Consider the following 12,386-nt stretch of genomic DNA (forward strand, 5'->3'; position numbering starts at 1 on the left):
TGCCCGCATAGTCATATCAGATGGGCAGAACACCGCCTGCGTGCCCTGAGCACCTTTGCGCCGCATTCAACCCTGGATTGGAGCTTCCGAATGAAAAAGTACCTGGCACTTTCTGCTCTTTTCATCGCATTGCCCAGCTACGCACAATTAGCCCCCCAGCAAGGAATCAGTGGTGAAATCTCATTGAATGCGGGTGTTACGTCCTCAACCTCCAATTTTAATACCGAAGGTGACGCAACAATCAATTCGCTGGAAAACAAGGCACAAAGTGAGTCACAAAGCCTGATAGCACCGCTCGGAAACATCGCTTATACCTTTGGCAAGCAACTCAGGCAGCAGATTTATTTTGGTACCTCAAGAGAAGATATCGCGGTGGGAACCTTGGCGATGGAGCTGGGTTATAAACATGAGCTCAGCTCGGGCACTGTTGTGGATGTGTCCTTTTTACCAACGGTGGTATCCGGAGAAACCTGGCGAAACCCATATCAGCTCAACACCGCTCGAAGGGAGACCGACATCACAGGCAATGCCTACCGCCTGAAGCTTGAGAGCATCTCAGGTTCCAACTTCAGTCTGGATCTTGCCTACGCCACCACAGATGTTGAAGACGACCTCAACGCCGGCACTGACCTGGCGCGCGATGCTGAAAGCTACTATGCCAAAGGCGGTTATCGCTTCACCGTAGCGCCCACCAGCTTTCTGACACCTTCGGTCACTTACATTCAACATGATGCCGATGGTAGTGCAAACTCGTTCGACTCTTATGGCGCCGATATCAGCTGGTTTAATATTCTGGGCAAACACAGCCTGGTGTTAACTGCGGGTTACGCCAGGCGAGATTATGACAGTGCGAGCACACTGTTCAATAAAACGCGATCAGATGATGAGTTTAGCCTGTTTGCGGCTTACGAATACCCGGACTTCATAGAGTGGAAGGATTGGTCGTTTATTTCTTTTGCCGGCTATGGCGACACCCAATCCAACCTCATCTTTTACGATGAATCGTCTTACCTGCTTGCAGTTGGTTTGAACTACAAGTTCTAGTCAGGCTGACTCGTGAAAGACCATCCCCTCGGAATTTCATTGGCGCCGTGCCTTTAAAGTATTGAAAGATTTGATCATATTTAAAGAATGCCTCTGGCACACACGCCATTGAAACAAAACTGTCATGATCATGACCTATGCTCAGCGTGAACGTTTCGAGAGGTAGTTCACGTTATGCGTCTTACGGTCCGTCAGCGCTTAGTAGTGTTTTCTGGGTTTTGTTTAATCGCTCTTGCCGGTCTGACATGGCTTTCTATGTCAGTAGTGCGGGAGGCTGAGGAGGCGACGGATCGACTCGTGCGAGAGCAGATGTCGGATGTTTGGCTGCTCACCGATCTGGATCGCAGCCACCGCCAGCTCAAAGATCTTTCCTACAAAATTAAAGCCCAATTGTTGCTGTGGGATGAGATCAACGCACAGTTTGAAGAAACTTCGGCAGCGATAAAGGCGCAATGGCAGTCAGCTCTTGAGAACCCGCGCCTGCAAAGTTGGGCTGAGAAGAACATGGCGGCCCATCAGGCCGTTTTAAGTCTGCTTGTGGCTCTGAAAAAACCTATCGACGAAGCCAGTTATTATTCGGCCGGTAAAGTGGTGGACTTTCAGCTTTATCAGGCCCTTGATCCCATGCTTGACGATATTGATGCCCGGCGCTCGGTTGGCCGCCAACAGGCGGAGGCAGGGTCGGCCGCGCTGGTCGAATTTCTCGACCAGCAACAGCACTTCCTGGTTGCAGGCTCCCTTATTGTTTTGCTTGGCGTCCTGCTATTGACGTACTGGCTCCGCCGCACGGTGACCACAAGGCTTCAGTTGATTGCGGAACGCCTCCGGTCCATGGAAGCCGCTTCAGACCTTTCCACTCCGCTGCCGATTTCGGGGCGTGATGAAGTAACGGCTGTGGCATTGGCAATCAACGGTTTGATCGAAAAGTTCAAACTGTTCGTGGGTGACGTCACCGACGCTGCGGCCGCCCTACAACAGCGTTCAGCCAATTTGGATGAGCAGGCTGATGCAGTGCAGGCATCTTCGCTACATAACACTCGCCAGATCCACGATGTGGTTTCATCAATGAGTGCTATTACCAAGAGCGCAAGCCGGATTGAGCAATCAGCACAGCATTCCCGAACGCAGGTTACTGGCGCTGTGGAAGGCAACGATGATGTTCAGAACCAGCTGCGCGAGAGTGAGCGTGCCGCTGAACACGCGATTGAGGTTATCAATCGCGTGGCAGGAGCGATTGAGGCGCTTCACGGTTCCAGTAAAAAGATCGAACAGGTGATTGACGTGATCGCGGGCATCGCCGAGCAGACCAACCTGCTGGCCCTGAACGCAGCCATCGAGGCGGCTCGCGCCGGAGAGCAGGGTCGGGGGTTCGCCGTTGTGGCCGATGAAGTACGAAGCCTGTCCCGCCGCACCGGTGACTCCACCAATCAGGTGCGTCAGTGGGTTGGCGAACTGGTAGCCCAGGTTAAAAGTGCTAACGGCTTACTGGATGAGACCCGGGCAGCCGGTGGCACTAACCGGGAGACGCTGGGAACACTCAAGACCCACCTGGTGGCACTTAAGCAAACCTTTGATGATCTCAGCCATTTTACCACTGAGGTAGACGAGGCAATTCACGTTCAACGGGATGAGATTGGCCGGGTAGGGCGGCGCGCGGATGCGCTGGGAGAAAGCTCTCAGGGCCTGGAGCAGCATATCGGTCACACGAAGACGGTGAGCGATCAGTTGCGTGGGCAGTCAGAATCGCTGCGAGCCCTGATTGGTCGTTTCCAGATTCAGGAGGCATAAGTCAGAATGACAGCCGGTGACCAAGCGAGAGAGTTACAGCGCATTATTGATCAGCAGCTGATTTCAACGATGTTTCAACCCATTGTTGACTGCCAGAAAGGAACCGTTCTTGGCTATGAGGTACTTAGCCGGGGACCTTCAGACAGCCCCCTCCATGGGGCTCCTGCATTGTTTCAGGCAGGAGAGCAATGCGGGCAGGTGATTAGCCTGGAGCAGGCATGTCTGCTGGAGGCCGGGCAAAGCTGCATTCGTCACGGAGTCAGTTACCTGGTTTTCGTGAATGTTTCACCGGGGCTGCTGCTACCCACAGAGTTTTCAGAGGATCGCTTAGAGTCTTTGTTGACGACGAACGGTCTCAAGCCGGAAAACGTCGTTATTGAACTATCCGAACGTTATCCGGCGGATAACCCGGAGGCGTTAAAGGCTCGATTGATTGCATTGAAGAAACGGGGTTTCCGGGTTGCAATAGACGACCTGGGCACGGGTTATTCCGGGTTAAAACTCTGGTCTGAAATCCAGCCGGATTTTGTCAAAATTGACCGGCATTTTATACGCGATGTTGATCGAGACTTGGTGAAAAAAGAGTTCGTTCGGTCCGTCATCAACCTCTGTGAGCGGCTGGGGTGCCGGCTGATTGCAGAAGGCGTGGAGACGGTTGCTGAGCTGACGCTGCTGCGCTCAATGGGAATTCATCTGATTCAGGGCTTCCTGTTGGGGCGCCCCAATCCGTTTCCTACTGCCGAATTGTCAGCACTGGACAAGCCGTTGCCCGTCGGCGGGGGCCAGGCGACCTCCGATGCGGGATATCTCGGGCGCTACATCGTGCCACTTGCTCCAACGGCGTCACTGGGCGAGGCCTGGCAGGTCCTGCAATCTTCGCCCTCCATATTTGCGTTGCCCGTGGTGGACAATGACCGGCCTCTCGGTTTGCTGCATAAGTGGCGTGTGATGGAAGTGTTCAGCTCTACCTATGGCCGTGCACTTAATGAGACAAAGCCGGTGTCGAGTTTGACCGCCTACGATGCGCTTGTCGTGGAGCATGACGAATCTTTGGAAGCCGTAAGTCAGTCGCTTTTAGAGGACGACCTTCATTATCTCAAGCAGCATTTCATCGTAACCAGGAATGGCCTGTACATAGGGTTGGGTTCAACCCGGTCTCTGCTTCGTTTGATGACCCGGAGCCGGGTGGAGCAGGCAAGACATGCCAATCCTCTTACTCAGTTGCCGGGGAATGTTCTGATTCAGCAGGAAGCCGTTCGCCGGCTTCAGCAAAACAATCCGTTCACCTGCATTTACTTCGACATTGACCACTTTAAGCCTTTCAATGACTTGCTGGGCTATAGCAAAGGTGATGAGGTCATCTTGTCGTTGGCACGACAACTGTGTGCGGTTTTCAATGGGGATAATGAGTGGGTCGGTCATATTGGCGGGGATGATTTTGTGGTGTTCAGCGACCGACTTGAAATCCGAAAGCGCTGCAAAGAAGTGCAACAGCTTTTTGCTTTAGAGGCAGCGACGCGTTATCCGGAAGCGATACGTCAGGCGGGTTTCATAACCGGTGAAGATCGTGATGGCCAGCCAAGGCAGTTCCCCCTGGTGGCTCTCTCGGCAGGAATCGTTGTTGCAGATAGCAGGGCATTTGGTTCCGCGGCAGATCTGGCAGCGACCGCAGCGGTTGCCAAGTCCAAAGCCAAGAAAGCAATAAGCGGGATCCAGATTGTAAGTAATATTGCGTCTCTAAACGAGACGCCTGATGAACGCAAATTGGCTCTTTTAGACTGACCTGGTTTGCACGGCCCGCCTGGCTTTAGTGCCACAGCCGGGCGTTTCTATACCGAGTCAACGGTAGCCAATAATCTGATCGGCGAGGGCTGTCAGTTCGGCTGCAACCAGATCCGGAAGGGGCACACCAGGCGCTGTCAGAATAGCGTTGTGAGGGCGCGTTAAAAACGCACCACGGCAGCCCGCTGCCTGAGCGCCTATGGTGTCCCAAAGGTGGCAGGCGACCAGGCAAAGGTCTGAGGTCTCGACAGACAAAGCATTGGCGACCAGGCGATAGGTTTCAGGGGCGGGTTTAAATTTACCCGTCTCCTCGATGTTGAAGGTTCGCTCAAAAAAGTGGCTTAATCCAGCCTTTTCCAGCGGGGTGGGCGAAGCGCCGCTGGCCGAGTTGGTCAGGGTTACCAGTCTGAAACCTGCATCGCGCAACCGGATAAGAGCTGGAATAGCGTCCGGATGTGCCGGCATTGTACTCATCCGCTTTTTCAGCTCCGCAATATCGTCATCCCCGATGTCCACTTGGTGAATGTCGGCGGTCATCCGCAGTGCGCCAACGCCAAGCTCCCCAAAGGGTGTATAAAGACCGGATAAAGTCATTGTCTGTGAATACAGAACCAATGCTGAAAACCACTCTCTCAGCACCTGCCGGTCGCCGAACACGCGATGAAATAAAGGCTCCAGGGTGGTTATATCGAGAAGTGTTTCATTCACATCAAACACGATAATGGATGGAAACTTCTTGTCGGGCATGAGCATTCTCTTTTGGGTTGCAGTATTAATCGCGGAGACTAGACATCAGTTCATGGCCAGTCGGGCATCTGTGCGTTTACAGCTTAAGAATTCAGACGTTGCCAACCACTCGGGATCCGGGTAATAGGTAAACAGATACTGGTTTTCTTTCAGGCTATCGATCAGTTTGATGGCCACTTCCTGGCGAACCGCAGGGCAGCCGTGGCTGCGCCCCAGGCGCCCGGTTTGTTCTATGAAGTTCTCGCTGACGTAGTCGGCACCGTGAATCACGATGGCCCGCTGGTAGGCCAGATCGTTTACACCTGCCTCCAATCCTTTCAGGCGCAATGAGTAGCCGTTGCGGCCGTGATAACTGTTGAGCGTGCGAAACAGGCCAATACTGGATTGATAGCTTTCCGGAATGTTCGAAAATGACTCGGCCTCGGCATTGCCGGAGCCCCGGCCATGGGACACTAGTTCTTTAAATAGCAGTTTCTGGCGTTTCAGGTCAAACACCCAAAGCCGCTGCTCGGTGGATGGCAATGAAAAATCGATGACGGCAAGTCTCTCGGCATCGGGTTGGGCGCAGGCCAGCGCACGTGCCGCCAAGCGCAAGACTTGTGGATTGGCTTTTGGTGCCAGCCTTGCCAGTGTGTTGTTGAGGCGAGTTTGCTGGGCTGAAGGCGTTGCGCTATTAGAAGTTGCGGTATTAACGGTCGCGTTTTTTGCTGGTTTGTCGGAGTTGGCGGCCATCGCATTGTGGCCACCCAGAATTATTTGACTACAAAAAGCTGCGCCGAGCAGCCATCGGTTTAAACGTATCATCGGCATCCAGAAAATCCGTATTAAAGGCAGGACCTTACCTGACGTTGGACTGTCTTACTGGTAATGGCGGATCATGCTGTCATTATAAAAGCGGATCATCCGGTTTTCCGCTAGGACCATTATTATAACGATAGAAGCTGAAATAGCCAGATTTCCGCTGGCACATGGAGGAACTGTATGCTGAGGCGCCATGCGCTAAGCTGCGTTTTGTTGATGTTTATATTTTGGCTGGGCGTTGCTTACCAAAGCCTGGCTTCTCAGGAAAACGGCGAGCCAGACGAAGATTTCGTGGCTTACCTATCGTTTGAAACTGAGGATTTGCGCGCTTTTTACGCGGCCAGAGACGGTCGGCTTGTGTGGCAGCACAGTGAATCGGTTGCGGCTTTTGCGGCTGCACTCAATACCCTACAAAGTGATGGTCTGAATGTAGCCGACTACCAACCCGGCGCCATTATGGCGCGTTATCGTCAACTGCAGACACCTTACACAACAGCCAGTGACCGCCTGCGCTTTGAGCTGTCGCTGAGCCGAATCCTGTTGACCGCGTTGACGCACCTGCAGCGCGGCAAAGTGGACCCATACCAGATAGATCCTCAGTGGGAAATACCGATTATGGCGCGCCCTCTGGATTATCCGGGAATTTCCGAGGCGGTAGATGCGCAGCGTTTTGAACAGGCGTTTTCCCTGGCACGGCCTTACCCGGCGCCTTACCAGCGCCTGCGTGCAGGGTTGGCATACTATCGCAACATCCAGATGGAAGGCGGCTGGCCGCAGTTGCCGCAACGACGTCAGTCACTAAGGCCGGGGGATGTCGACGCCGACGTCCCTCTGCTGCGCCAGCGATTGGCGATGATAGGGGGCGCGGACTTACAAAACGACATGCCTGCTGGCAAGCCCGAAGAACAGACTGCGAATCTTCTTGGATACGATGAAGCCCTGGTAGAGGCCGTGCGTCTTTTTCAGCAGCATCACTTGCTGGAGACAGACGGTATAGTGGGTCAGCAAACACGAGACGCTTTGAATGTGACTGTAGGCGAGCGTATTGACCAGATTCGAGCCAATATGGAACGTGCCCGCTGGTTGTTACACGGTGAAGCCAGCTCTTTTATTCTGGTGGACATTGCCGGTTATCGCATCAGCTACTTTCGCCCTAGCGGCGAAATCTGGCGTTCGCGGATTGTGGTTGGCCAACCTTACCGCAGCACGCCGTCGCTGCGCTCTGAAATTACCCATCTGACCGTTAACCCGACCTGGACGGTGCCGCCGACCATTTATCGGGAAGATTCATTGCCAAAAATTCGCGACGACATTGATTATCTGTATCGCCAGAATATGAGCGTGCTTGACCTCCGGGGGCAGCGCCTGGATCCGCAACAGATCGACTGGTGGAATCCCGGTAGCATTATGCTGCGCCAGGGCCCGGGCCCGATGAACGCGCTCGGGCAATTGGTTCTGCGTTTCCCCAACAACCACCTGGTGTATTTGCACGATACGCCTGCGCAGGCGCTGTTCGGGCGCCAGCAGCGGGCGTTCAGCTCCGGTTGCATTCGGGTCCAAGGCATAGCGGAGTTGGCACAACTGCTGTTTGACGACACCGACACGGCTGCGGATGTGAACGCATTAATAGCGACTGGAGACACTCGCAACATTAACTTGCGGCGCACGATGCCGGTCATACTGCATTATTGGACGGTACACCCGGGCGAAGACGGCGAGCTGGTGTTCCGCCCGGATATTTATCAAAAAGATGCCAGACTGCAGAAAGCGCTCGACCAGCCTTTGGAATCACAGGGCTGGTTCGAGTTTAATCATTGGACGCCAGGTGAGTCCGAATCAGGTCCGCCAGCTGACGTGCCGGTTCCGATGGCCGGCCAATAGAGCGATGCAGGGCGATTTCAACGGATTGTAATGCCGGCATGCCGCTGCGCTCGTCAATCACCCGCAGTTGGTCAGTTAGCATATTGCGGGTCACCACAACCACCGCCAAACCAGCCACGACAACCGGTAAAAGTCCGGTCATGGACTGGCTGGAGTAGGCCATACGCCAGCTCCGGCCCGCCGAGGCCAGCGACGCTTCAGCAACATCACGAAACACGTCTGCGCCGGGCGAATAAAGCGCCAGCGGTATCGGGTCGGCCAGTGATGGTTGCGCGGTGGCGCCAACGGCCCATACCAGCGGTTCGCAGCGAATCACCTCACCGCCCGGTGAGCGCACCTGGCGCGTCACCACGGCCATATCCAGGTCGCCGTCTTGCACTTGCTTCACCAGATCGACGCTAGAGCGACAAATAACCTGTAATTGAATCGCCGGATACCGCTGACTGAAGTGCGATAACACAGACGTCAGCAGAAAAGCGTAATCCTCGGGAATACCCAGGCTCAGCTCGCCGGAGATCTGTCGGCGCTGCACGTCGTCTACCGCTTCGCTGTTCAACGCCAGCATTTTTCGTGCGTAACCCACCAGCTTTTGCCCCTCTGCTGTCAGGCGAATTTTACGCCCTGCGGGTTCGTGCAGGGCAACGTCCAGTGATGCCTCCAGCCTTCGCAGTTGCATGCTCACAGCCGATTGTGTGTAAGCCAGGCGTTCAGCCGCCGCGGTTATGCTGCCGGCGTCGGCAATCGCAACCAGCGTGTGCAACATGTTCAAATCCAGAATGCGCCGTCTCAATTCATCAATTCCTGTTAGGTCATCAATCAAAAAATGTCGATTTTGTGATGTATTGAAAGTGTATAGGGTTAGGTCCTGCCTTGCTAATTCAGCAGCGCCAAGGGAGCACTAACCGTGAACAGCCACACCATTGCCCTGTATCAACCGCTTTACCTCAGCGTTTTTGCGGCGCTTGTTGCCGTTGTTCTGTGGGCGATTGCGCCGCTGCTGGTGGATATCGCAAGCGCAGTTCCGCCGTTTCGATTGGCGACAATTGCTTTGTTAAGTGGTGCTCTGGCAGCTTTGCCCACGACGTTGCGCAAGCGCAAAAAAGCGCGAACGGAAGCCAGGCAGGTGGCGCTGTCGCTGAAGTGGAAACTGGTGATTTACGGATTGGTGCCAGTGCTGATTTTTGGCGCCGTGGTCGGTTATCTGGCGGGCATGGGCAAGGCGCCCGCTGCGGAGGCCGCGTTGATTACTTATACCTGGCCCATACTGTTTATTGTGCTTAGCCAATGGATGTTTCACCGGCGCATTCCATTGCCAGTCATCGTCGGGGCCGGTATTGCATTTTGTGGCGCAGCGGTATTGATAGCGCCTGATTCCCTGAGTGCGGGCGCTAGCGAACATTATGCCGGGTATGCACTGGCACTGCTGGCGGCTTGTTGCTGGGCATTGTATTCGTGGATTTGTCAGGCAGCTCCGGTAGCAATTGCACCGTTGATGCCATTGTTGTTTCTGGTTGCAGGCGCCGGCGCGGCAACCGCTGACACTTTGGCTGGAAGCACGCCGGGAATGCCTTCCGGTGGCGCCTTGCTGGCCGGCATTGCTCTTGGCCTTGGGCCTTATGGGCTTGCTATGGTGGCTTGGGACCTGGCTCTGCGCACCGGGCCTACGGCGTTGATTGGCAGCTTGGCCTATGCGGTGCCGGTATTGGCCGCAGTGCTTTTGGTTGTTGCGGGCATTGCCGCCCCGGATTGGCGTTTGCCGGTGGCGGCGTTACTGGTAGTGGCTGGCTCGGTGGTGGCGTCTATAAAATCTGGCCGCCAACAACCGGTCTAGAGTCGGTCAGCTTAGAGCTAACCCTATTGCTTGATGGCCTCAAAACCAAAACGCAGGGTGACTTCGTCGCCTACCATGTCGCCATCAAGACCGTAGGTCATGCCCCATTCGCTGCGTTTCAGGCTGGTTTCGGCGCTAATACCCAGCGTGTATTCCTCGTGCCCGAACGGATAAACCGCAGATTTGTTGAGTGTTACGTTTAACACAACTGGATTGGTTTGGCCGAGCATGGCCAGGTCTCCGGTGACCTGGCCGGTGTTATCGCCGGTGGTGTTGAAATCGGTCACGGTGAACACAATGTCGGAGTGCTTGGAGCTGTCGAGGAAGTCTTTGTTGGTAACGTGCTCGTCGCGCTTTTTGTGATTGGTGAAAACGCTGTCGCTTTTGAATATCAGCTTGCCGGAACTAAGCTCACGGTTTTCCTCGTCGTAAACAAATTCTCCCTCTATCTCGCGGAACATGCCCATCACCGGGGCGTAGCCGATGTGCATGATTTCAAACACCATGGAAAAGTGCTCATCATCGACTTTGAAATTGGTCGGCTCGGCGTGAGCCAGTGGAGCCATGGCCAAGCAGATTGGCACTACAGCAGTGGCGGCAATTCGACGCCAAGATGGTGTAACGATTCCGGCAGTAAGTTTTGTTTCAGGCTGTTTCATATTTTTTTCTCCGTTGATAGAGCCAATATACGTCTAGAAAAAACGACCAGGTTAATAGTAATAGCGCCGTTGCCAGCGACACGCTGACAAGCAGGGAAGGCGCTGGCGGCACAATCGCCACCATGAGCGTGACAATCTGCCATACGCACACTGTTTTGCGGCGAAAGCTCGGCGGTAGCGGCTGGTTCATCCAGGGCAGAGCCCAGGCCGCCGCTACAAATCCATAACGCATCAGGCCTAGCGCCAGCACCCAGGCGCCGGCTTTGCCAATGGCGAAAACCATCAGACACAGACCAAGAATAAACAGGGCGTCCAGTTCCATATCGAATCTGGCGCCGAACTCACTGGCGCTGTTGGTGCGCCGCGCGATCTGGCCGTCTACGCCGTCCAGTATCAGCGCCAACAAAGCCGCAACGGCATACCACCAAAGGCTGTTAACCGACAGTTCAGCACCCGCGGCCATAGCGAAGGCAACGGCAACCAATACAATGATTATGCATCCGCGCAGCAGAGTTGCCCGGTTGGCCCAGCCAAAGTCCTGGTGTGGCGGCCAGCGTGTGACCACACTCGCCACAATGGCACCATACAAAACGATAGTTACCGCGGTGGCGAGTGCGACTGCAGCTGCCTGAGTGTTCGCAACAGGCGAAATCACCAGTGCAGACAAAACCGCCAGCACTCCGGCACTCCACAGCAGATCCATCCATGGCGCAAGGCCTTGCGCCCGCGCTTGGGGTGCTGAATTCATCAGTGAACTCCGTCAGTAATTCTGTAGACTGTCTTGCATTTATTATAGACACAAGGAGCACTGGATGAGTTCCACAAATGATGGCTCATCGCACGCAGCGACACGGGCATTCTGGATTACCGCCGCTGGCGAAGGGAAAATACTGGACACTGTGCTGAATAGTCCGCCAGGCACGAGTGCAGGTGTTAAAGACACGGAGGTAACCGTGCAATCGTTGTACTCCGGTGTGAGCCGTGGCACCGAATCTCTGGTATTTCACGGACGAGTGCCCGCCAGCGAGCACCAGAGTATGCGCGCACCTTTTCAGCAGGGAGAATTTCCTTGGCCGGTGAAATACGGCTACGCCAATGTTGGCCGGGTTACCAGTGGTCCCGAGGCGCTAGCCGGTAAGACCGTATTTTGTCTGTACCCCCATCAACAGAGTTATAAAGTGCCTGCTGCGGCCGTTACGCCTTTGCCGCCGGGTTTACCTGCTGCTCGTGCCGTATTGGCAGCCAATATGGAGACCGCCGTAAATGGCCTTTGGGATGCCATGCCGGGCGTGGGCGACCGCATTGCGGTGGTAGGCCTGGGTGTTGTTGGTTTGCTTGTAGCCTGGTTAGCCAGCCGCATACCCGGAACCCACGTCGTCGCTCTGGACACCAACCCTGGTCGCGAAGCGGTGGCGCGTAAGCTGGGCCTGAACTTCGCCAGCCAGAGCAGCTTTGATGATTTTGACCTGGTGATTCATGCCAGTGGCCAAAGCGCCGGCCTGGCGACAGCCCTTGGCCTGGCCGGTCCGGAGGCAACGGTGGTGGAAATGAGCTGGTACGGCGACCAGCCCGTCAACGCACCCCTGGGCGCGGCCTTTCATCCCCGTCGCCTGACCCTGAAATCCAGCCAGGTGGGTGGAATTAACCCGCTCCGCAAGCCGCGCTGGGATTATCGCCGGCGCCTGACGCTGGCTCTGGAATTGCTACAAGATCCGGTGTTGGACGCTCTGATCAGCGCCGAAACCCCGTTCGAGCAAATGCCGCACACCATGGCGCAAATTCTCGCCCCGGGTGATGATACGTTATGCCATCGAATTCGTTATTAGTCATAGCTCTTTACAGATAGCTCTGCA

Annotated in this window: 11 protein-coding genes; 6 read left to right on the forward strand and 5 right to left on the reverse strand. The window is 55.1% G+C overall.

Annotation, left to right across the window (positions count from 1 at the left end; genetic code table 11):
- The first annotated feature begins 90 nt into the window (after positions 1-90).
- The 3 genes from ATG98_RS17005 to ATG98_RS17015 all read left to right on the forward strand — a co-directional run bounded on the left by ATG98_RS17005 (position 91) and on the right by ATG98_RS17015 (position 4,614).
- Positions 91-1,044, forward strand: a complete 954-nt coding sequence (locus tag ATG98_RS17005) for a DUF2860 domain-containing protein (RefSeq protein WP_098418283.1) — start codon at positions 91-93, stop codon at positions 1,042-1,044.
- A 297-nt stretch (positions 1,045-1,341) separates the two neighbouring features.
- A complete protein-coding gene (locus ATG98_RS17010) occupies positions 1,342-2,832 on the forward strand; it encodes a methyl-accepting chemotaxis protein (RefSeq protein WP_098423912.1) in 1,491 nt (496 codons plus the stop codon).
- A gap of 6 nt (positions 2,833-2,838) precedes the next feature.
- A complete protein-coding gene (locus ATG98_RS17015; RefSeq protein ID WP_098423913.1) occupies positions 2,839-4,614 on the forward strand; it encodes a bifunctional diguanylate cyclase/phosphodiesterase in 1,776 nt (591 codons plus the stop codon).
- A gap of 57 nt (positions 4,615-4,671) precedes the next feature.
- Here ATG98_RS17015 and ATG98_RS17020 read toward each other — a convergent pair whose 3' ends face one another.
- Complete coding sequence (locus ATG98_RS17020) at positions 4,672-5,361, reverse strand: haloacid dehalogenase type II (RefSeq protein WP_098418286.1); 690 nt, start codon at positions 5,359-5,361, stop codon at positions 4,672-4,674.
- 45 nt (positions 5,362-5,406) lie between these two features.
- On the reverse strand, positions 5,407-6,171 hold the full coding sequence (locus ATG98_RS17025) for a murein L,D-transpeptidase catalytic domain family protein (RefSeq protein WP_098418287.1): 765 nt from the start codon (positions 6,169-6,171) through the stop codon (positions 5,407-5,409).
- Between the two features lie 171 nt (positions 6,172-6,342).
- Here ATG98_RS17025 and ATG98_RS17030 point away from each other — a divergent pair, with 171 nt between their 5' ends.
- Complete coding sequence (locus ATG98_RS17030) at positions 6,343-8,043, forward strand: L,D-transpeptidase family protein (RefSeq protein ID WP_098418288.1); 1,701 nt, start codon at positions 6,343-6,345, stop codon at positions 8,041-8,043.
- On the opposite strand, the gene ATG98_RS17035 is transcribed toward ATG98_RS17030, so the two are convergent.
- Complete coding sequence (locus tag ATG98_RS17035; RefSeq protein ID WP_098423914.1) at positions 7,970-8,833, reverse strand: LysR substrate-binding domain-containing protein; 864 nt, start codon at positions 8,831-8,833, stop codon at positions 7,970-7,972. The two genes, ATG98_RS17030 and ATG98_RS17035, sit on opposite strands and share 74 nt — an antisense overlap.
- 114 nt (positions 8,834-8,947) lie before the next feature.
- On the opposite strand from ATG98_RS17035, the gene ATG98_RS17040 reads away from it, so the two are divergent.
- The gene (locus ATG98_RS17040; RefSeq protein ID WP_098423915.1) at positions 8,948-9,874 is read left to right on the forward strand and encodes a DMT family transporter; all 927 of its coding nucleotides are present in this window, start codon (positions 8,948-8,950) and stop codon (positions 9,872-9,874) included.
- Between the two features lie 23 nt (positions 9,875-9,897).
- On the opposite strand, the gene ATG98_RS17045 is transcribed toward ATG98_RS17040, so the two are convergent.
- Entirely contained in the window at positions 9,898-10,533 is a 636-nt protein-coding gene (locus ATG98_RS17045; protein ID WP_098423916.1) for a YceI family protein, read from the reverse strand.
- Complete coding sequence (locus ATG98_RS17050; protein ID WP_098423917.1) at positions 10,520-11,281, reverse strand: CDP-alcohol phosphatidyltransferase family protein; 762 nt, start codon at positions 11,279-11,281, stop codon at positions 10,520-10,522. The genes ATG98_RS17045 and ATG98_RS17050 overlap by 14 nt, the downstream gene beginning before the upstream one ends.
- A gap of 64 nt (positions 11,282-11,345) precedes the next feature.
- Here ATG98_RS17050 and ATG98_RS17055 point away from each other — a divergent pair, with 64 nt between their 5' ends.
- Positions 11,346-12,359 carry a zinc-dependent alcohol dehydrogenase gene (locus tag ATG98_RS17055; protein ID WP_098418293.1) on the forward strand — a complete coding sequence of 338 codons (1,014 nt, stop codon included), beginning with the start codon at positions 11,346-11,348 and terminating at the stop codon, positions 12,357-12,359.
- Positions 12,360-12,386 lie beyond the last annotated feature (27 nt).

It is taken from the genome of Marinobacter sp. LV10R520-4, from assembly GCF_002563815.1.
GTDB lineage: Bacteria > Pseudomonadota > Gammaproteobacteria > Pseudomonadales > Oleiphilaceae > Marinobacter.